Origin of the sequence: Bradyrhizobium sp., assembly GCF_052389815.1 — a bacterium.
GTDB lineage: Bacteria > Pseudomonadota > Alphaproteobacteria > Rhizobiales > Xanthobacteraceae > Bradyrhizobium.
The window spans coordinates 1-20370 of sequence record NZ_JBQTHN010000080.1 but is presented as its reverse complement, the minus strand read 5'-3'; the positions used below and the strand labels follow the sequence as shown (position 1 = coordinate 20370).

The window sequence follows — 20370 nt, the reverse complement described above, 5'->3', positions numbered from 1 at the left end:
GTAGAAATCCATTCGCAGTCCGACGCCATAGCGCCGAAAATATTCTGTTGCCGTCATTGCGCAAGCAGTGCAGAGAATGAACTTTCTACGAGTTGACAGGCCTTCCGAATACTTGCCCAGCCTCTTCGCTCTACCCACAGCCTGTCGCTCCGGCCTGCGCCGGGACGACAGCGAGTGTGACGAAACAGCGGAAGCGCGTCAGCGCGGCCGCCCGGGATGCGACAGGGGTGCGATCTCTCCTGCCTTGCGCGATGGGCCTGCCGGTGACATCACGATCCAGGCCTCGCCGGCATCCACGAGACACGACCGGCCGTCAGGTTGCGACAACAGGATGCTCCAGCTTCCGTCCGGCGAAACGAACATCTCCACGAGATGGCCTCGATTGGACAAGCCGTAGCCCGTTTCAAGCTCGCCGAAATTGTCCTTGAGGAAAGCGACGAAATCCGGCCGGGAAGCACAGGGTCCCGCGCTGGCCGCGGTCGACGTAAAAATGACGGTCAGAGCAATTGCCGTAAAGACAACGTATCGCAACATGGCGCCCTCCTTTGCGGGGCCACGCGCGACCATCGACAAATCCGGTGCAATGCGTATGGCGACCTTCGCAAGATCGACGGTCGCGTCAAAACCTTACGTAGTGATCGCGTTTGGCGATATCAAGAGCCTTGGCACAGACCGCTCCCATCAGCCGCCCCCCAGCGGATGGAAAGAGAGCGTCGGCTTCCCTCAAGCCCACACCCGGCGCTTCGCGCCGACCTCTCCCAACGGGAGAGGTGATTCCCGATGCCGCTGCCGCTCACACTAATCTCATAGCGCGCGAGCCTATTTCTTGACGGCGACGATCTCGGCGTCCTTGGCGTCGAGGCCGAAGCGGAATTCGAGGCTGACGTGGTGGAAGCGCGCCGACGTATAGTCGTCGTGCAGCGCGATGCCCATGGTGTAGAGCTGGCCCGGCTCGAACGAGATGTCGCCCGGCTTGTCCGACTTCAGCTTGCGGCTCATCACCACGGTCCAGGTGTCGCCGTCGAGCTTGCCTTCGGCCTTCACCGTGGCGCCGCCGCTCATGACGCGCTGCGCGGCGACGTGGCCGTTCTCGGCATCGCCTCCGGAGCGGTAGCGCAACAGATCCATGTAGGCGCCCTTGCCGAGCTGGGCGGCGAGATCGTCCTTGCCCTTGAGCTTGTCGCCGCCGCCGCGGGCCACGCCGTCGCCGCCCTTCAGCTCGACCGCGCTGCGGGTCTCGGCGAGGTACTTGGTCAACCCTTGCGACAGGTCGAGGTCGCCGGCCGCGGGACTCGAAGCAAGCTGCTCCTTCTTCGGCGAGTCCGGCATGTAGCGGCCGTCATGATGGCAGGTGACCCAGCAGCCGGCCTGCTCGCCGCGCTCCACGTCCTTGCCCACGAACATGATCGCGAGCTTGGCGGCGTTGGCAGGGTCCATCTTGCCGCCGTCGGCGAACGGCACCGGTTTGTGCGCGGTGTTCTGCCACTGGACGCGGAAGTAGACGTCGTCGGCGGTGTAGGCGGCCTGCACCTGGACGTCGACGAACGCCCGCTTGCCGGGTATCGGCGTCGCTTCGGCCTTGTCGCCCGAAACGATCTTGGCGCCCATGTCCTTTACTTCCTTGGCATGGCATTCGGAGCAACGCTCGCCCTTGTTGAAGGGACGCGCGCCGCCATGATCCTTGCCGGTCTGGATCCACTCGAACGAGGCCTGGCCGGGATAGAACAGCGTCACGGTCCTGGCCGGAATGCCGCTCCAGTCCAGCCCGCCGCCGGAAGCAGCAGCTGAAGGCGCCGCGCCTGCGGCGGGCTTCGCGGCCTCCTGGCCGGAAGCTGCTGCCGGCGCCGGGGCTGCCGCGCTCTTGCCGGCAGCGGCGATCTTCTCGGCGGCGAGCGCCTGCGCGGCGGCCTCGATTTCGGCCTTTCGCGCCACGGCCTGCTCGGCCTCGCGCTTTTCGACGCGGGCAAGGCCCGCAAGATAGCTCTGGGGAATCTCGCGCACATAGCTCGCCAGCGGCGCTTCCAGCTGCTCGAGCGTCTTCTCGTCGAGCTGGTTGCGAACGTTCTTGTGCGCGATGCCCTTGTGGCAGTCGATGCAGGTGTTGCCGGACTTCATTGCCTCGAGGTGCTGCTTGCGCGCACGCGGACGCTGGAATTCCGGGTTCATCGATTCCAGGACATGGCAGTTGCGGCACTCGCGGCTGTCCGTCTTCTTCATCGAGGTCCAGACGTTCTTGGCGAGCGTCAGCCGCTTCTTGTCGAACTTCTCCGGCGTGTCGATGGTGCCGATGAAATGGTGCAGCAGCTCGTTCGACGCCTCGATCTTGCGGACGAACTTGTGCACCCAGTCCTTCGGAACGTGGCAGTCCGAGCATGCCGCACTGACGCCGGTGCGGTTCTGGTAGTGGATGGTGGTCTGATATTCCTTGAAGACGTTGTCCCGCATCTCGTGACACGAGGTGCAGAACGGCATCGTGTTGGTCGCCTCCATGGCGGTGTTGAAGCCGCCCCAGGCGATGACGCCGCCTATGCCGCCGACCGCGAGCAGCGTGAGCGCGGAATATTTCACGCTGGGCCGGCGCAGCGTTCGCCAGATATTGGCCAGCCATCCGACGGGCGACGAGACCTTGTTGTCGTCGTTGCGCTCTGCTGACATCGGGTTCTCCATGCGAAACCGGGCGTGTGGGGAGGTCTGCGTTCACAGGCCGACGGGACACAGATACCCGAAGGCCCGGCCGAGAAGCCGGGCGATCGAGGTACCAGACAGGGCCCCGAGGGAGCCCTGCCTGTCTTCCGCGTCAGTAGATGTCGTGCTGGGTGTTGTGCACGTTGAACTTGCCGGTGGGCGTGATCATCTTCGGATCCTTGATCACGGTCTTCACCTTGCGGGTCTTGTCGTCGAACACGACGATCGCCGAAGGCTCGGTCTTGCCGGCCCAGAGCGACACCCAGACCTCGCCGCCCTTCTCGTCGTATTCCGGGTGCACGACACGCTTGGTCGCCTTGGACTCCGGCAATCCCGCCGCCTTGGCGACGTTGATCTGCTCCGGCTTCTTCGACAGGTCGTTGATGTCGTAGACGTAGACGGATTCGGCGACCTCCTTCTCCGGGTTCTGCGGCAGGTCGACCCACAGGTTCTTCGACTTCGGGTGCGTCTTCACGAACAGGTTGCCCGCGCCCGGCGTCTTGAGCTCCTCGACGACCTTCCAGGCATACTGCTTGTACTTGGGATCGTCGGGCGCCGTGCCGATCAGGGTGACGACGTCGTCGCCGAGGTGCCCGGTGGCCCAGACCGGACCGTATTTGGGATGCACGAAGTTGGCGCCGCGTCCCGGATGCGGGATCTTCTTGGTGTCGACCAGGGCGGCGAGCTTGCCTTCCTTGGTGTCGACGACGGCGATCTTGTGCGAGGCGTTGGCCGCGACCAGGAAGTAGCGCTTGGAGGCGTCCCAGCCGCCGTCATGCAGGAATTTCGCCGACTCGACCGTGGTCGTCTTCAGGTTCTTGATGTCGGAATAGTCGACGAGCAGTATCTGGCCGGTCTCCTTGATGTTGACCACCCATTCCGGCTTGATCTGCGAGGACACGATCGAGGCCACGCGCGGCTCCGGGTGATATTCACCGTCGACCGTGATGCCGCGGGTCGAGACGATCTTGAGCGGCTTCAGCGTGTCGCCGTCCATGATCACGTATTGCGGCGGCCAGTAGGAGCCGGCGATCACGTACTTGTCCTCGAAGCCCTTGAACTTCGAAGTGTCGACCGAGCGGGCGTCGAGGCCGGTCTTGATCTCGGCGACCACGGCCGGCTCCGCCATCCAGAGGTCGATCAGGCTGAGCAGGCCGTCGCGGCCGATCACGTAGACGTAGCGGCCGGACGCCGACAGGCGCGAGATGTGCACCGCGTAGCCGGTCTTGACGCGGGAGATGATCTTCTTGGTGTCGCCGTCGATCAGCGCCACCTCGCCGGCGTCGCGCAGCGTGACGGAGAACACGTTCTGGAGGTTGATCTTGTTCTCCTGCTTGGTCGGACGCTTGGCAACCGGCACGATCTCCTTCCAGGAGCCCACCATGTCCTTCATGCCCCACTCCGGCGGGGTGTCCGGCGGCATCATGATGTAGGTGGCAAGCTGCCTGATCTCGTCCTTCGACAGGATGTCGTCGAAGTTGACCATGCCGCCGTCGGTGCCGTTGGCGATGATCTTCTCCAGACGCCCCTGGCCGAGCTTGAGGGTGCCGCCTTCGGTCACCTTGCCGTCCTTGGCCGTCTGCTTCCATTCGGGCTCCAGGTTCTTGCCGGTCGCGCCCTTGCGCAGCACGCCATGACAGCCGGCGCAGCGCTGGAAGTAAACGTTCTTGGCGTGATCCTTCTCTTCCTTGGAGAGTGTCGGGGCCTGGCCATGAGCGACGCCGGTCAATGCCGCCATCGCAACTCCGACCAGGAGCCCCATTGCTGAATTGCTGATCGTCGGCTTCGTCATGGTGCGAGTCCCTTCTCTTCGTTGAGATGGCGCGCAAGGTAGTTGTCTGCGCGCTGCGTTCCTTAACCGCGGTCAAGCAGAATCGCGCTTACGTCGCTTTTTTCGGGAGGCGGGCGTTGCACTTTCGTCATGCGGATCAGCAACAGGATAGATAATGCACGTTCGCGATCGCGCGGCTTCGCCGGCCGTGTCCGCGGACGGCATCAACAATTTCCGATTTGCAGTCGACCAATTCGCTTAAGCGGAATAGTCCTGGATTTGCCCGGCGAGCGCATTTGTCGTTAGGATCGGCGAAAGGGAGTGAACCGATGCAAGAGACCGCAGCCGCCCGCGCCGCCGAAACGCTGGTCGCCGAACACAAGGCCAATACGCGCTTCAGGACGCTCGCGCCGCCCGACGGGCCGGCCACGATTGTCGATGCCTATGACATCCAGGACAGATACGTCGCGCTGCTCGGCAGTGAGCATGGCGAAGCCGTCGGCTACAAGGTCGGGCTGACCTCGGCCACGATGCAGACATTTTGCGGCATCGATCATCCGATTGGAGGCGTCGTGCTGGCAAGCCGCGTGCATCGGTCGGGCGCCACGGTGCGGCGGACGGATTTCGGCCGGATCGGCCTCGAATTCGAGATCGCCGTCCGCATCGGGTCGGACGTGCCGCGCGGGCCATGCACCGCCGCGACCATTGCGCCCCATATCGACGGCGTCTGCGCGGCGATCGAGATCGTCGACGACCGCAGCGCCGATTATTCCAGCCTCGACGTGCGTTCGCTGGTGGCGGACAATTCCTGGAATGCCGGCATCGTGCTGTCGGAATTTTCGCTCGCGTGGCCCGATCTGGAAGCCGTACTCGGGCGCGCCAGCAAGGACGGAGCAGTGTTCGGCGAAGGCCACGGCCGCGACATCCTCGGCCACCCCTTCAACTCGGCCGCATGGCTGGCGACGCAACTGGCCTCGCGCGGCCGAGCCCTGAAAGCCGGCCAGGTGGTGATGACCGGCAGCGTGATGAAGACGGTGTTCCCGGAAGAAGCGGCGAACTATCGCTTCGACCTTGAGGGAATCGGAGCGGTCGCGGTAGAGGTGCGGTAGGCATAGACTGCAAGTACCGGGATTCGGGGATCAATGAAGTTTTCCAAGGCGCATTTCATCGGCATCGCCGGGAAAGGCATGAGCGCGACCGCGCTCCTCCTGAGACAGATGGGCGTGCGGATCACCGGATCCGACGAAGGGTTCTATCCGCCGGTCAGCGATTACCTGAAGCACGAGAACATTCCCTTCGCATCGGGCTATCGCAAGGAGAACCTTCCCGACGATGCCGACGTCGTCGTGATCGGCAAGAACGCGAAGCTCACACCTGACAGCAACGAGGAAGTCCGCGCCGCGATGGAAGGCGGCAAGCGGGTCTGCTCGTTCGCCGAACTGCTGCAGGAGATGACGGCCGATTCTGACAACATCGTCGTGGCGGGAAGCTACGGCAAGTCGACCTGCACTGCCCTGCTCGCGTGGTGCCTGAAGGTGGCCAACAAGGACCCGAGCTATTTCATCGGCGAGATCACCAATGGGCTCGAGCGGCACGCCCATCGCGGCCGGGGTGCGACCTTCGTGCTGGAAGGCGACGAGTACCCGGCGTCGAACTGGGACGACCGCTCGAAATTCCTGCTCTACAACGCCGGCAGCGTCCTGCTCACCTCGGCGACGCACGACCACATCAACGTGTTTCCGACGCATGCGGAGTATCTCGCCCCGTTCCGCAGCCTGCTCGGCGCATTGCCGGCCGACGGGCTCGTGGTCGTCAGCAGCGAGCCTCACGCGCGGGCGCTTACCACGGGCCTGTCATGCGCCACCGTCACCTACGGACTGGACGACAAGGCGAGCTGGCATGCCGAAAACATCGCGCGCGGCGCGGAGACGAGCTTTGACCTGATGCGGGGCGGCGAGAAGATCGTCCGGCTCTCGACCCGGATGCTCGGCGACCACAACATCGAGAACATGGTCGGCGTCGCTGCGATGCTGCTGGAGAGGCAACTGCTGTCGCCGGAAGAGCTGAGCGCCGGCATGCGCACCTTCCAGGGCGTGAAGCGCCGCATGGAGCTGCTCTCGCCCGCCTCGAAGGTGCCGGTCTACGAAGGTTTCGGATCGTCCTATGAGAAGGCGCGCAGCGCCATTGCCGCCACGAAACTACATTTTCCCGAGCGGCGGCTGATCGTGGTGTTCGAGCCGCATACCTTCACCTGGCGCAACCGCGCGGCGATTGCGGCCTATGACGACGTGTTTGAGGGGGCGTCCAGGATCTTCATCTTCGAGCCGGCTTCTCAAGGCGCCGCCGGCCATGCGCAATTGACCCAGGACGAGATCGTCGCGCGCACCAGAGCTGCGAACTACGACGCCGAGGCGATCAACGACCCGGACGAGGCCTTGCAGCGACTGGGCGATTTGTTGCGGGCGGACGACGTGGTGCTGCTATTGACGTCCGGCGAGCTTGGCGGGCTGATCCGGAGAATTCCGCTGCTGGTTGAGATGAAGTTTCCGCATCAGGCATCGTAGGCCGGCTAGACTAGAAAACATTCGTGATTCCGGGGCTTGGCATGATTTCCGTCAATCGGAACCGATTTGCCGTCGAGCCGGCCTGCCGCAGTCGCCGCTCTTCCTGCCCCTTGCCCGCTCACGCCGGCGGCGGCACGAGCTGCAACAGGTTGCGGTAGAAATCCGGGATCGGCTTGTTCACCGCCTCCATGGCATATTGACCGGCATTGGTCGGATAGGGGTCGTTCACCAGATAGAACGAAGTCGTCAGGAATGGCCGCCCGCTATTCGGATCCAGAAAGATGTATTCGCGCCAACCGCGCATCAGGCGGGCATGGCCATAGATGCCCGATTTGCCGGGCACGAATCCGGCGAGGTATTGCGCCGTCTTGTCGGCCGTCGGGTCTTCGTCGAGCGTGGCGGACCAGCGACCGGCGGTCAGCGTCGCCAGGCCCGCGATCATGTCTTCATTCAAGGTGCCGCGCGAGGTGGTGCGGAAGGCCGTCGCGATTTGCTGCTGGGTGAGGCCCGTCACACCGATATAGTTGAGGATCATCTGGCCTGTTGCGACCGCGCAATAGACCGGCGTCTCCTGGCCGATCAGGGGTATCGGCAGCGTGATGCCGCGCATGGCAGGTTTGCGGTCGGCCGGTGAGACTGCCTCAGCGCGCATCGCCGCGACGGCATCCCCGAACTCCAGGCGCGAAGAGGGCCGGAAGCCACCGGGCGTGCTCCGCGAGATCAGGCGAATGTAATCGAGCGCGCGTCCCCATTGCGGCGCAAACTCGGCCCCGCCGCCCGCTTCGGGCAGGCGCGCGCTGTAGGAATAGAACGGCTCCCCCTCGACATTTGCCGCCGCAAAGCCGGCCTCGGCAGGCGGGGCGGCGCCGCGGATTTCGCGCACCATCGATGCCATGTGGGCGTCGTAAACGACGTCGAAAGGCGCCCCACCGCCGCTGCCGGTCACGGTCAGCCTGACCCCGACACGCGGATAGCCGTAACAGACGAGTCCCTTGCTGGCGAAGGTCGCGCCCGGATAATCGACGCCCGCCTTTGCAATCACGCCAGCTTCCACCGTGCGCTCGTCATAGAGCAACCTGCCGACGAAGATCGCATCGATCAGCGGCAGCTGGGCGCCGACCCCCGAGCTGCGGACGAGGCCGATTTTGGCGCCGTTGCTGTCAACGATCGCGTAGTCGCGAAATAGCGCCTTGCCATTGAGATCGCGGATATCGGAGGTCTGGTCCTGCGAAACACGGGTATTTGCGAGATTGAGCCCGCTCATCAAGGCGACGTCATCGCGAAAGCTCTGATAGTAGAAGTCCAAAACATCCGCCACGTCACGGGTGTCGAAATCGGCCATTGCGAACACCTAGATCTTGGGTGTCTGCGTGCAGGACGAGCAGCCGGCGCCCCCGCCCTTGCGCGCGATCGCGGCCTCCTGCAGCGTTGCCACCAGGTCCGTGCGGTGCTTGGCCGCGTATTCAAGCACCAAGGTCTCCTCGGCGCTGTAGCGGATCTGGTTGCACGTATGCTCTTCCGGCGCACCGTAGACATGGCGATGCGGGCAGCCGCCGAAGCAAAGCGGCAGCACGTGGCAATCCACGCAGGGCTGATTGCGTGTCGGATCGAAGCGAAGCCAGCGCAGGACATTGTCGGTCGTCATGTCGAGCGGCCGTGAAATGTGGCCGATGCGCTTGTCGTCCTCGCCGACCTCGATCCAGCAGCGCTGCAGGCTGCCATCCGGCTCGATGACCAGGGAGGTGGCGCTGACGGCCTGGCAGGACTGCAACCAGGGACCGCCGAACCAGTCACGGCCGGAAAAGCCGAGCTTCTGGGCATGGGCGCGCAATGCAAGATCGATTGGCGCGAAATCCTTGTTGGAGCCGACCGAAACCTCGTCGCGCTCGGCAATGTCGCGGCATCCTTCGCCGAACGGGTGGATGTTGGCGAAATACACCCTGATCTTGCCCACCAGATCCATCGCGGCAAACGTCTCGAGCAGTTCGTGACAATGCTCGGGATTCTGCTTGTCGACGTTCATCCGGATCAGCATCGGCAGCTTGCCCGCGGCATAGCCGAGATTGCGCAGGATGCGATCGAAGGTGGGTTGGCCGCCTCGCGCCGGCCGCTTGCGATTGTGGCTTTCCCGGTGTCCGTCGATGGTGAACTGCACGGCGCGCCAACCCGGGAAGCCGGCCAGGCGATCGGCGACCTCCGGCGCCAGCAACAGGCCGTTCGTGACCATGAACGCCTCGTATTTCGCATTGTGCTCCCTGCAAATCGCCACGAACTGCTCGGAAAGCCGATACACCGCGTCCTTGCACATCAACGGCTCGCCGCCATACCAGGTGACTGTGAGGCTGTTGCGGCCGGGCATCGCCTTGCATACGAAGTCGGCGATCTGGGCTTCGACTTCCGGCGTGATGCGGCCGGGCCGCTTGTTCTCGTAGCAATAGACGCAGGCGAGATTGCAGTCGATCGTCGGCGCGATGGTCAGGCCGAGCTTGCCGAGCGAGTAGCGGCTGGCGTCGTAGCGTGACGAGATGAATCCGGCCTCGTCGAGGTCCGCCGCGATCAGCATCTTGTTCTCGATCAACCGGTTGAGCAGGTCGCCATTGGCATCGCGCTCGTTGGCTCCGCCCTGGTCCACCGACCTGATGATGTTGCGCGCCGTCATGGCTTCGGACGCGTCCAGTTCCAGATAGGTGCGCCACAGCAGGTTGGCGAACAGCACCCTGCCGTCCGGCAAGGTAAAGTCCTTGGTGTAACGGGAGCGCCTGAGTGCGGTTATTGCGAGCATGACAATACCCCTCCAAGGGTTCGCGATCGGGAAAAGCAATGCCGACAGGTAGTGCAAATGTCGTTGAACTCGAACTGGTCCGGCGCGGCAAAAGCGGGGTTGCGGGCATGTTCGAGCATGGCGGCGCGCAGCGGCCCGGACGAGCAAATGTCGGCGAATACCGGATCATTGCGAAAATGCTCGAACAGAAGCTGCAGGCTCTCGTGCCGGGCGTTGCCTATACAAAGCCGCGAGGAAGCATCCGCGTCGACCGAACCGGCGCAGCAGCAATAGATCGAGCCGTCCGCCACCGCGGAAAGCTCGCCGATGATGCCGCAGGCGCGGTCGTGAATGCCGCGGCCAAACATGGATTGCGGGAGCCGGCTCGCCCGGCCTGTCGCCGAGAGCCCATGTACCTTGACCGCAAGGCGCGGGATGGCCTTGAGCCGGGTCACCTGCGCCGGGCTGGCATCGTCGCCGGCGGGTGTCGGCACGGCCACCTCGCAATGCAGCCCGGCATCGAGCGCGGCGCGCGCGGCATGCTCCACCCGTTCCGCAGGCACATAAGGGTGGTGGAACCGATCGGTGCTCATTAGAAGCGTGTTGACACCGGCGCGCGCCAGTTCGGAAACGATCTGCTGTGCTACCGTCGCATCGCGCGCCCAATAAGCGTTCGAATAGACGGCAACCGAAGGCACGCGGCGCGATACCCGTCGCGCAATCGCCAGCACCAGCGGCTTGCGCAACATCGGCTCCCCGCCCGAAAGGACCAGCGACACGCCGCAACCGGCAGCCTGCTCGGCAAGTGAGAAGGCGAGAGCGGCATCCATCTCCTGCCGCCTTGCCGGCGAAGAGAAAGTCGCGCAGTGGTCGCACGCTGCCGGGCATCGCAGGGTCAGGATCAGGGTCAGGCTGCGGATGGCCAAACGGCGGTGGTCGGCGCGCGCATCGCGTGCGCCGCCGTCCGCATCCGGTACCGCGGCGGCATGCGGCGTTGCGGCAGACCAACAGCTCCCGACCTCACCCGACATCGAACCGACTCCTCGCGCGAAGAAAGCTCCCCGGTGAACGCGTAGCGTTCACCGGCAGTGCATCGCGCAAATCAGTTGAAGGCCGGACTAGAGCTGGGCGCCGCAGCCGCCGATGCACCAGGAGCCTTCCGGCTCGCCCGGACCGGCTTCGCGAGATTGCAGCTTCGCAAAGGCCGTCACCATCTCCAGGACTTCCGGCGGAACGGCCTGGCCGGGACGAACGCTCAGCCCGTCGGGCAACGTAATCTGAATAGTCGAATTATTGACCGCCGTGACAACTACTTTCTTGGCCATCGGACCCTCCTCCGATTATGGGACACGGGATGAAACGATCGAGCAGGTGGCTGCACATGGAGTATGCAACTGGTACGCAATACAATAAGAAAGTGCTTTAGCATGATTTACAACCTTTACGCAACGGCCGGAGGGCGCGCGCTCGTTGCGACAGAAGGTATCGCAGCGCCAACCTTCAGATGCGACGCACGGAAAGGAGCCGCAGCGATCCGGCGCCGCAATGTCCGTCCATCCCCGGGCCGAGCAGCGCCCCTCCCCATGAACATGGGTGTCGCAAAATCCGCGCCCGCAGCTAGACTGCCCCCGGCTGCGGGAACGGGGCGGCCGGAGCAGCCTTGATGAATGCGTTGAACGATGAGCAGCCTGCCCAGGCGATTACCATCCTGCTGGTGGAGGACGACGCGCCGACGTCGTGGCGGCTGCAGGATGCGCTGAACAAGGCCGGATACCGGGTGCGGGCCGCGGGCACGCTGGCCGAGGCGCGCGCCGCGCTTTCGGAAGCAGCGCCGAAGGTGCTGCTCACCGACCTGCAATTGCCCGACGGGCACGGCGTCGACCTGATCCGCGAGACGCGGGCGCGCCTGCCCGAGACCGAGATCATGGTGATCTCGATCCTCGGCGACGAGGAGAGCGTGATCTCGGCCATCACCGTCGGCGCCACCGGCTACCTCCTGAAGGACGCCTTCCCGACCGACATCGCCGCCACCGTGCGCGACCTCGTCGCCGGCCACTCGCCGATCTCGGCCTCGATCGCGCGCTTCATCGTGCGACGGACGCAAGTTTCGGTCGAGCCGCCGCCCGGCCCGCCGCTCAACACCGCGAAACTGACGCCGCGCGAGATCGACATCCTCTGGGGCATCGCCAAGGGATTTTCCTACGCCGAGATCGCGGGCCATCTCGGCCTGTCGCGGCAGACCGTGCCGGGACACATCAAGAGCATCTATCGCAAGCTCGAGGTGCACACCCGAGGCGAAGCGGTGTTCGAGGCGCTGCAGCAGGGCCTGATCAAGCTGTGAACGAGGCGCGCGCATCTGCCGGCTTGCCGGTGCGGCGGCGATGGCGCGCCACGCGCGTCGTCAATTACCTGCTGCTGCAGGCGCTGATCGCGGCGCTATGCGTGCTCGGCCTGATGCAGTCGCTGCCGCAGCCGCCGGCGGAATATCGCCTCACGCAGTTCACCATGACGGAGGGCGGCACCGGGCGCGCGGTGACGCTGCCGCACTTCGCCGCGCCGCGCTATCCGGCCGACGCCTCGCCGCGCTTCTCCGCGCCGTTCGTCCGGCCGGCAAGCGAAGGCGGACGGACCTGGTCGGTGTTCGTGCCGCGCTTCACCAACGGCGTGGAGATCTCGGTCAACGGCGTCGTGATCGAGGATTCGAGGCGCAATCCGGCCGCCAACCGGCCCGACCGCAACACGCCTGACATCGCCGACATTCCCGCGCCGCTGCTGCGCGACGGCGTCAACGATCTCGCCATCCGCCTGTTCGTGTGGGGACCGATCCCCGGCTTCCTCGACCGCGTCTGGGTCGGGCCCGACGCGGCGCTGCGGTCGTATTACGATTTGCGGACCCAGCTGTTCGTGATGCTGCCGGTGGTGTTCTCGGCCTGGCAGGCCATCCTCGCCGTGATCCTCGGCATCATGTGGGTGATGCGGCGGCACGAGCCGGCCTATGGCGTGCTGGCGGCGGCGATGGCGACGGGTTTTCTGCAAGCCTTCCTGCAGACGCCGATGGGCGAGACGCCGCTGTCGCGGCTGAGCGTGATCCTGATCTCGTCGGCGCCGCTGGAGAGCGCGCTGGTGCTGACCTTCACGCTGCTGCTGGCCGGATTGCGCTGGCAGCGCTGGTGGCTGGTGATCTTCGTGCCCGCAATCCTGCTGGCGCTGGGCAGCCTGATCGGCGGCCAGGCATGGTCGCGCGCGCTGTTTCCCGTTCTCGCGGTGCCGACGGTCGGGCTGTCGCTCGCGATCATGGCCGTGGTCTCGGCGCGCTCGGCGCTGCGCCAGCGCAATGTCGCCAGTTTTCTGCTCGGCTGTGCGGTCACGATCATGCTGAGCTGCTGGATCGTCGACCTGCTCTCGGTGTTCCAGGTGGTGCCCAACCGCATCTTCATCGCGCGGCTGTCCTATTCGGCGATGCTGGTGGCGATCGGCGCCGGGCTGACCTGGCGCTTCGCCCGCGCGCTCAACCAGGTCGACGGCTTTGCCGGCAAGTTGGTGGCGCGGGTAGCGGAGGCCGAGGAGAAGCTGAAGGCGAGCTTCGCGCGCGAGGAGGAACGGGCGCGCGCCGCGGCGCTGGCGCGCGAGCGGGCGCGGCTGATGCGCGACCTGCACGACGGCCTCGGCGGCCAGCTCGTCAGCATCGTGGCGCTCAGCGAGCGCGGCAACGGCAGCGCCGGCATCGGGGAAGCGGCCCGCGCGGCGCTGAAGGACCTGCGCCTCGTCATCGATTCCATGGACGACATCGGCGGCGACCTGATGCTGGCGCTCGGCTCCTGGCGCGAGCGCGCGATGGCGCAGCTGCGGCCGCACGGCATTGCGCTGGACTGGCAGATCGCATCCGCGGAAGGACTGCCGGTGCACCCGGAGCTGCGGCCGTGGCACGTGATCCAGATCGTGCGCATACTCGACGAGGCGCTGACCAATGCGGTCAAGCATGCGCGGGCGAGCAGGATCACGGTGCGGATCGAGACCATCGCCGGCGAGGACGGTATCGCGCGCGGCCAGATCAGCGTCGCCGACGACGGCAGGGGATTCGAGCTTGCTGGCTCCAAACTTGCTGCCGATGGCGGGGGCACCATCGGCAGCAAGGCGGCGCGGGGCTTGCGCAATATGCAGACCCGCGCCGCGCGTTGCGGCGCCGAGCTTGGGCTGAGCTCTGCTGCCGACGGGACGCGCGTGAGGCTGCAATTGCCTCACCGCTTTCCCGACAGCGACGCCGCGACTTCTTGAATGGATCAGCGCACGCCGACGCGGTTGACGGGGCCGCCGCGATTCATCGGCGTGCCGGCGCGGACGCCGACACCGGGCGCGCCGACGCCCGGCGTCGCCACCACGGCGGCGGCGGGCGCAACCACCACGGCCGCGGTCGGCCGCACGACGCAGCCCTTGGGCACGCCGACGGTCTTGCAGTAGACCACCGCATGCGCCGGGCCTGCACCCAGCGACATCGCCGCGAGTGCCGCGCCGGCCACCAGCCATCCAGATTTTCCTGACATGAATCTCTCCCGTTGTTCGCACGTCGCGATTTGCAGGCGACCGACCCCGGTCGCCGCAGCCGACGTGGGAGCTAGATGGCGCAAGCGCGCGCGCCGAAACATGCCATGAAGATGGGATGCGACTTCAGGGGGCGCCGCGCCCGCCATGAACATGGCATGGACCGCAAACCGCGGCGCGACGATGGTCGCCCCGCTCGTTCGAGCCGCACATCCATTCACCGTCAGAGGCGCATCCCATGAAGATCTCGAACTATCTCGCGTCCGTCACGCTTTCCCTGGTCATCCTCACCGCAGGCGCCTTGCTGCCCGCCTCCGCGCAGTCCGGGCCGTCGCCGCAGGAGCAGATGGCCTGCCGGGGCGATGCCGGGAAATATTGCGCCGAGCATGTCGGCAAGCCGCCGCAGATGAACGCCTGCCTGAAGGCCAACAAGGCCAAGCTGTCGGACGGCTGCCGCAAGGTGGTGGAAGCGCGCGGCGGCTAGAGCGTTTTCAAGCGAAGTGGACCCGGTTCGCGTGAAGAAAACGCGTCAAATCAAGAATCCAGAGCTTCGGTTCTGATTCAATCAGAACCGAAGCTCTAGGCGCCGCTCGCACCGGGAATGCGAAGGCCGCCCGATCGGGCGGCCTTCGTCGATTCACGCCAACCGGCGATCAGCAGCGCCCCTGCTTCCACAGGCCGGGCGGGCAGCCATAGCCGCGCCAGCCGACTTTCCTGCCCCGGCTCCAGCCGAACGCGCGGCCGTGGCCGTGACCGCGGCCCCAGCCGTGGCCATGGCCATGGCCGCCCTTGACCTCGACCACATCGTGCAAGGCGTGTTGGTGGTCCGTGACCAAGGGCCGGGCGGGAAACGCCAGAGCCGGCGTTGCGAGGGTTGCGAAGAGAATTCCAAAGGCCAGTTTGCGCATCGTAAGACGATCCCCAATTCGTTGCATTCACCGCCTGGCGCTCAAGCGGTTCCCGTGAATCGAATCGTGGAAGCGGCGACGCTGTGCGGAGGCCATCCTCTGGACCGCGATCAAGGCGTCATTGCGGTCGCCGCGAAGCGCCGCGTCGCGCAGCTCACATCTAGTCGAAATCGAACGGGGAGAAGCTGCGGCCGAAGCCCGGCTCCGGGCCGAACATCGGGCGCGGCTCGCCGCGGTCGAAGCGCGCCTCGCGCCTGCCGAAGAACGGCCGGCGCTCGCTGTCTTCCCGCACGCCCGCTTCGACCTCCCTCATCTCCTCGTCCTGACGCTGGCGCCATTTGCGCTTGTCGGTCCATTGCTGGCGGCGCTCGTATTTGCGCTTGTCTTCGGCGCGGCGGGCCTCGCGCTTCAAATCGGCGTCACGCGCCTTGGCGAAGGAATCCTCCGGCGCGGCGCGCTGTTCGTTGCCTGCGTTCGCAGGCGCTGCGACGGCCGTGGCTTGCGCCTGGGTATTCTGCTGGACCTGCGGCGACTGCGTTTGCTGCGAGGGCTGCGGTGGTTGGGGCTGCGCCTGTTGCGGTTGCGCCGGCTGCGGCGGCTCGGCCGCAGTGTTGGCGGCTTGACCGGTCGCTCGGTCGGGAACCGGCTGTGCGGCATCGTTGGTCGCCGGAATCGGCTGCGGCGAGGCGCGCTGCTCCAGCCGCGTCACCTCGCTGCTTTGATGTTTCGGCTGCTGCGGGCTCATGATGTCGCCGAGCAATAGCCCGCCCCCAAGTCCTGCGGCGATCGCCACGGCTACGGTTCCTACGCCGGCGAAATAGGCGGTGACTGTACGCATCGTTCGTCTCCCTCCGACGCGGCAACGTGCGGCGGAAAACGATGTTCCGGCGACATGAGCGAAGTGAAGAAGGGAACGCTTATTTTGTTTTGCACGTGATCTGGTCCGAAAACCGGTTCCCACTTTTCGGGATCATGCGCAGCGAACCCGGCTTTTGGCGTCAGATCATCGAGGCGACGCGTTCGAGGCCAATGACGCGGGCGAGCGCGCGGACTTCCCTCTTCTGGTCCTCGCGCAGCTGGAACAACAGCGGCATCGCCGCCGATTTGAGCTGCGCGACTTCCTCGGAGTCAGGATCGATCGGGGGAGCGCCGGCGGCGGGATCGGCCTGCTTGGTCGAATGCATCTTGCGGGCGATGGCGCGCAGCGCCTTCTCGACGTCGGGCCAGTAGGACTCCTGGTCGGGCGAGAGCTTCAGCCGTTCCTTGATGCCGGCGATCTGCACGTCGGAGAGCAGCGTGTAGTTCTTCTGAACGGGCGGCTTGGCGGCGGCCGGCTTCGGCTTCGGAGCCGCCGGCGGCGCGGTGACGTTCGGCACGGTGAGATCGGCAGGCGCGGCCGCGGCATAGGCCTGGCGCAGCGGCTCGGGGAATTGCGGAATGGCCTGCTGCGGCTGGACCGCGGCGGTGGCGAGCGCCACGACGGCGAGCTTGTCGGCCTTGGCCTGTTTGTTGGAGACGACGGGGAGCTTGGCCGACGGAGCGGCATAGTCGGCGCTGGCGGCCGGCACGCTATCCCGCCCGAGGATGGAGGTGGCGGCCGCACCGACCACGAGAATGCAGGTCAGCGCGACAATCGTGATGGCCCGGGTCAAGAACGTCTCCATTTCCGCCGATCGCCTGTCGCAATTTCCCGAAAAGTGAGGGTGAATTAAGGCTTAACGGAGCCGTCCGAAGATTTGGTAAACAGGAAAAAATTCCGGAAACGGGGCCGAATCGGCCGGGAATCGGCGCGAATCAGGCCGCAGCGGCCAGCTCGTAGGCTTCCTGGATGTCGGCGACGATCTCATGAGCCTCGAACAGGGCGTCCGAACGCACCGATTTCAGGCTGACCGTCCAGTTGCCGCGGCGGGTCCGGGGCATGGAGATGACCTCGAACTGCACGTCCCGGCAGAGCGGATGCCGGGCCAGCGCGTTGCTCACCCGCCAGCGGATCTCCTCGATGGTGGCAGGCCGCTTTGCCCAAATCGCTTCGAGGTCCATATCCATCCCTCATCCAGCGGCGGCCCGAGTGTGGCGGCGGGCCGTCATCCCGGACTATTGTTGGGACGGACATGGTTAACGGCGGGTTAAGCCGGGAATTGCAGGACGCATTGCAGGACACACGCCCCGCGATGGCAGGAACGCAGACGACCACCGAAGCGCCGGCGCCTTCGGTGCGCGCGGGCGTGCTGGCGGCCGTCATCGTCTCGCTGGTGACGCTCTCGATTGCGACCTTCGAACTGTCGATGGGCGATCTTCCGTCGGCGCTGGTGCTGATGGGAATCCTGCCGCTGACGGCGCTGTTGTTCTTCGCGTGCCTGCTCTGGTCGGCATCGCAGTTGCTGCGCGTCCGGAAAGACGGCGCCAGGTTCGCGGCTCCCTTTGCCATCTGCGTGGCGGCGCTGCTCGCGCTGGTATACGCCCCGCTCTCGCAGATCTACCTCAGCCAGAATTTCTGGCGCTACCGCGCCGACCGCGAGAAGATCGTGGCACGGGTCGAGAGCGGCGAGCTGTTGCCCAATGTCGATTACAACAAGCAGATGATCGCGCTGCCCCGCCGCGATGCCCACGTCTCGGCCGGCGGCGACATCGTCATCGAGGACGTCGATGAAGGCGTCTATGTGCTGTTCCCGATGTCGCGCGGGCTGAAGCACTATTTCACCGGCTTCCTGCGCGTGCCGCCGAACGGCGACCCCAAAAAGTTCTTCGAGTTCGCCGACAAGCCGCCGACGCGGCTCGAGCGCTACGACAAGGAATGGTGGTTCGTGGGGAATTAGTACAGCTGTCGTCGCCCGGCTCGCCCGGGCGACCCAGTATTCCAGAGACAGTCGTTGATGAGCCGAGAAGCCGCGGCGTACTGGATCACCCGCTTTCGCGGGGTGATGACAGTGGAGGACGTGGCTACGGCAGCACAATTCGCGCCGCCGCCGCGCGATATTCCTCTCGCGTTCGCGCCACCAGCTTGTCCACCGACAGCACCGCATCCACGCCCGAAACGGCATGCCCGGCGCTCCAGATGTCCTTCCAGCGTTTGGGGCGCGCGTCGCGGGCGCCGATGTCGATGTCCTTGCCGATGTCGATGGCGCCGCGGGCCGGCAGATTGTCGGGATCGAGGCCGGCGGCTTCGATCGAGGGGCGCAGCATGTTGGTCTGCAATCCCGTGAAGGCCGTGGTCAGCAGGATGTCGTCGGCGCTGCTGCCGACCAGCATCTCTTTATACCTCGCATCCGCCATGCTCTCACGCGTGGCGATGAACTTGGTGCCCATGTAGGCGAGATCGCAGCCGAGCGCCTCGGCGGCGCGCAGCGCGTGGCCGTCACTGACGCCGCCGGCGAGCACGATCGGGCCGTCGAAGAAGGCGCGCACCGCACGCACAAACGCGAAGGGGTTGAGCCAGCCGGTCTGGCCGCCAGCGCCCGCGGTGAGCAGCACGAGGCCGTCGGCTCCGGCGGCGACCGCGCGCTCGGCGTGGCGGATGCTGGCGACGTCGGCAAACACCAGCGCGCCGGCGTCGTGCAGTGGCTCGAGCACCGGCGCGGGCGAGCCGACGGAGGTGATCACCATCTCGGGCCGGTGACGCAGCAGGATCTTCACGTCTTCTTCCAGCCGCGCGTTGGAGCGGTGCACGATCAGGTTCGGGCAGATCGGTGCAGACTGCCTGCCGCTCTCGTCGGCGTGCCGTTGCAGGCGCTCGCCGATCTCGCCCAGCCAGGCATCGAGTTGTTCCGCCCCGCGGCAATTCACCGTCGGAAACGAGCCGATCACGCCGTTGCGGCAGGCGGCTACCACCAGCTCGACGCCGGAGACGAGGAACATCGGGGCGGCGATCAGTGGGAGAGCGAGACGGTCGCGGAAGCGCGCGAGTGGATCGGCTGTTTGCAAAAGATCGGGCCCTTGCTAGCGTTGCCGGCAAACATTGGCATGAGAGAAGCCAAAGACAAACACCGTCATTCCGGGGCGGTCCGCAGGACCGAACCCGGAATCTCGAGATTCCGGGTTCACGCTTCGCGTGCCCCGGAATGACAGCGGTGAAGTAAGGGAGCACACCCATGAGCCATCCGCTCTACGCATGTCCTGTCGTCGGCGAGCAGACCTTGCGGGCGCTGGCGCGCTACCCGTCGCGCACGGCGTTCTCCTGGCCGGGCGGCTCGATGACCTATCGGGCGGCGACCGACATGATCGGGCGGATGCAGGGCGTATTCGCCAAGCTCGGCTTCGCGCCGGGCACGCGCGTCGCCTTCCTCACCGCCAACCGCGCCGACACCTGGTGCGCGGGCGCCGCCGCCCAGCTGTCGCGGCTCGCCATCACCTGGCTGCATCCGCTGGGCTCGCTCGACGACCAGCTGTTTCAGCTTGAGGATTCGGAAGCCGAGATGCTGATCGTCGATGCAGTTGCCTTCCGCGACCGCGGCGGCGACCTCGCTGCCCGGGCCAAGGGCCTGAAGACGGTGTTCACGATGGGGCCTGCCGGCTATGGCGCCGATCTGTTGCAGGCAATCGAGGCTGCCGGCAGCGCGACGGCGCGCTGTCTCGCCGGGCCGGACGATCTGGCGACGCTGAACTACACGGGCGGTACGACGGGCAAGTCCAAGGGCGCGCTGCGCTATCACCACCAGCTCTCTGGCTTTGCCAGCGCCATCCTCGCCGATTTCGAGATCCCGGACACGCCGAGCTACCTGACGGTGGCGCCGATCAGCCATGTCGCCGGCACCAAGGTGTTGCCGACGCTGATGCGCGGCGGCACCGTGCACATGCTCAGGGGATTCGATCCCGAAGCGGTGCTTTCCACCATCCAGCGCGAGCGCATCAATTTCACGCTGCTGGTGCCGACCATGATCTATGTGCTGCTCGATCATCCGGCGCTGGCGAAAACCGATCTCTCCTCGCTGGAGCTCCTGCTCTACGGAGCGTCAGCGATGTCGCCGAGCCGGCTGGTCGAAGGCATCGAGCGGATCGGCCCGGTGTTCTCGCAGCTGTACGGGCAGACCGAATGCTATCCGGTTTCCGTGCTGCGCAAGGCCGACCACGATGCCAGGACGCCCGAGCTGTTCCTGTCCTGCGGCTTCCCGATCGCGGCGTGCGAGGTGAAGATCCTCGACGACA

20 protein-coding genes are annotated in these 20370 nt (G+C 65.7%); 7 read left to right on the top strand and 13 right to left on the bottom strand.

Translation table 11 applies throughout. The features are described 5' to 3' along the window. Positions 1–198: 198 nt before the first annotated feature. From ACT4OC_RS14090 to ACT4OC_RS14080, 3 genes are all read right to left on the bottom strand, one after another. Complete coding sequence (locus ACT4OC_RS14090; protein WP_444839607.1) at positions 199–534, bottom strand: hypothetical protein; 336 nt, start codon at positions 532–534, stop codon at positions 199–201. Positions 535–819: 285 nt separating this feature from the next. Then, on the bottom strand, positions 820–2655 hold the full coding sequence (locus ACT4OC_RS14085) for a NapC/NirT family cytochrome c (protein WP_444839606.1): 1836 nt from the start codon (positions 2653–2655) through the stop codon (positions 820–822). A 142-nt stretch (positions 2656–2797) separates the two neighbouring features. Beyond that, positions 2798–4477 carry a cytochrome D1 domain-containing protein gene (locus ACT4OC_RS14080; RefSeq protein ID WP_444839605.1) on the bottom strand — a complete coding sequence of 560 codons (1680 nt, stop codon included), beginning with the start codon at positions 4475–4477 and terminating at the stop codon, positions 2798–2800. Between the two features lie 308 nt (positions 4478–4785). Between ACT4OC_RS14080 and ACT4OC_RS14075 the strand changes: the two genes are divergently transcribed. Both ACT4OC_RS14075 and ACT4OC_RS14070 read left to right on the top strand, forming a co-directional pair. Continuing rightward, the gene (locus tag ACT4OC_RS14075) at positions 4786–5565 is read left to right on the top strand and encodes a 2-keto-4-pentenoate hydratase (protein ID WP_444839604.1); all 780 of its coding nucleotides are present in this window, start codon (positions 4786–4788) and stop codon (positions 5563–5565) included. 33 nt (positions 5566–5598) lie between these two features. After that, positions 5599–7020: a UDP-N-acetylmuramate--L-alanine ligase gene (locus ACT4OC_RS14070; protein WP_444839603.1), complete on the top strand. Its 1422-nt coding sequence runs from the start codon at positions 5599–5601 to the stop codon at positions 7018–7020. Between the two features lie 118 nt (positions 7021–7138). Here ACT4OC_RS14070 and ACT4OC_RS14065 read toward each other — a convergent pair whose 3' ends face one another. The 4 genes from ACT4OC_RS14065 to ACT4OC_RS14050 form a co-directional block, all read right to left on the bottom strand. Then, a complete protein-coding gene (locus ACT4OC_RS14065) occupies positions 7139–8362 on the bottom strand; it encodes a hypothetical protein (RefSeq protein WP_444839602.1) in 1224 nt (407 codons plus the stop codon). A 9-nt stretch (positions 8363–8371) separates the two neighbouring features. Then, positions 8372–9802, bottom strand: coding sequence for a radical SAM protein (locus ACT4OC_RS14060; protein WP_444839601.1), 1431 nt, complete (start codon positions 9800–9802; stop codon positions 8372–8374). Further along, a complete protein-coding gene (locus tag ACT4OC_RS14055; RefSeq protein ID WP_444839600.1) occupies positions 9790–10812 on the bottom strand; it encodes a radical SAM protein in 1023 nt (340 codons plus the stop codon). The genes ACT4OC_RS14060 and ACT4OC_RS14055 overlap by 13 nt, the downstream gene beginning before the upstream one ends. Before the next feature lie 87 nt (positions 10813–10899). After that, positions 10900–11106: a hypothetical protein gene (locus ACT4OC_RS14050; RefSeq protein WP_444839599.1), complete on the bottom strand. Its 207-nt coding sequence runs from the start codon at positions 11104–11106 to the stop codon at positions 10900–10902. A 338-nt stretch (positions 11107–11444) separates the two neighbouring features. Between ACT4OC_RS14050 and ACT4OC_RS14045 the strand changes: the two genes are divergently transcribed. Together ACT4OC_RS14045 and ACT4OC_RS14040 are read left to right on the top strand one after the other, a co-directional pair. After that, positions 11445–12122: a response regulator gene (locus ACT4OC_RS14045; protein ID WP_444839598.1), complete on the top strand. Its 678-nt coding sequence runs from the start codon at positions 11445–11447 to the stop codon at positions 12120–12122. Beyond that, positions 12119–14056, top strand: a complete 1938-nt coding sequence (locus ACT4OC_RS14040) for an ATP-binding protein (protein ID WP_444839597.1) — start codon at positions 12119–12121, stop codon at positions 14054–14056. The genes ACT4OC_RS14045 and ACT4OC_RS14040 overlap by 4 nt, the downstream gene beginning before the upstream one ends. A gap of 5 nt (positions 14057–14061) precedes the next feature. Here ACT4OC_RS14040 and ACT4OC_RS14035 read toward each other — a convergent pair whose 3' ends face one another. Further along, positions 14062–14322, bottom strand: coding sequence for a hypothetical protein (locus ACT4OC_RS14035; protein WP_444839596.1), 261 nt, complete (start codon positions 14320–14322; stop codon positions 14062–14064). 236 nt (positions 14323–14558) lie between these two features. Here ACT4OC_RS14035 and ACT4OC_RS14030 point away from each other — a divergent pair, with 236 nt between their 5' ends. Continuing rightward, on the top strand, positions 14559–14804 hold the full coding sequence (locus tag ACT4OC_RS14030; protein WP_444839595.1) for a cysteine rich repeat-containing protein: 246 nt from the start codon (positions 14559–14561) through the stop codon (positions 14802–14804). Positions 14805–14973: 169 nt separating this feature from the next. Here ACT4OC_RS14030 and ACT4OC_RS14025 read toward each other — a convergent pair whose 3' ends face one another. The 4 genes from ACT4OC_RS14025 to ACT4OC_RS14010 form a co-directional block, all read right to left on the bottom strand. Then, positions 14974–15132 (bottom strand): hypothetical protein, encoded by a 159-nt coding sequence (locus tag ACT4OC_RS14025; protein WP_444839594.1) that lies wholly within the window; start codon positions 15130–15132, stop codon positions 14974–14976. A 256-nt stretch (positions 15133–15388) separates the two neighbouring features. Beyond that, on the bottom strand, positions 15389–16066 hold the full coding sequence (locus ACT4OC_RS14020; RefSeq protein ID WP_444839593.1) for a hypothetical protein: 678 nt from the start codon (positions 16064–16066) through the stop codon (positions 15389–15391). A gap of 160 nt (positions 16067–16226) precedes the next feature. Beyond that, a complete protein-coding gene (locus ACT4OC_RS14015) occupies positions 16227–16880 on the bottom strand; it encodes a hypothetical protein (protein ID WP_444839592.1) in 654 nt (217 codons plus the stop codon). A 142-nt stretch (positions 16881–17022) separates the two neighbouring features. Then, positions 17023–17268, bottom strand: coding sequence for a hypothetical protein (locus tag ACT4OC_RS14010; protein WP_444839591.1), 246 nt, complete (start codon positions 17266–17268; stop codon positions 17023–17025). A 131-nt stretch (positions 17269–17399) separates the two neighbouring features. Here ACT4OC_RS14010 and ACT4OC_RS14005 point away from each other — a divergent pair, with 131 nt between their 5' ends. After that, a complete protein-coding gene (locus ACT4OC_RS14005; RefSeq protein WP_444839590.1) occupies positions 17400–18044 on the top strand; it encodes a hypothetical protein in 645 nt (214 codons plus the stop codon). A gap of 124 nt (positions 18045–18168) precedes the next feature. Here ACT4OC_RS14005 and ACT4OC_RS14000 read toward each other — a convergent pair whose 3' ends face one another. Further along, a complete protein-coding gene (locus ACT4OC_RS14000) occupies positions 18169–19083 on the bottom strand; it encodes an NAD(P)H-dependent flavin oxidoreductase (protein WP_444839589.1) in 915 nt (304 codons plus the stop codon). A 233-nt stretch (positions 19084–19316) separates the two neighbouring features. Between ACT4OC_RS14000 and ACT4OC_RS13995 the strand changes: the two genes are divergently transcribed. Further along, positions 19317–20370 (top strand): AMP-binding protein (locus tag ACT4OC_RS13995; protein WP_444839588.1); only part of this gene is annotated, 1054 nt, incomplete at its 3' end.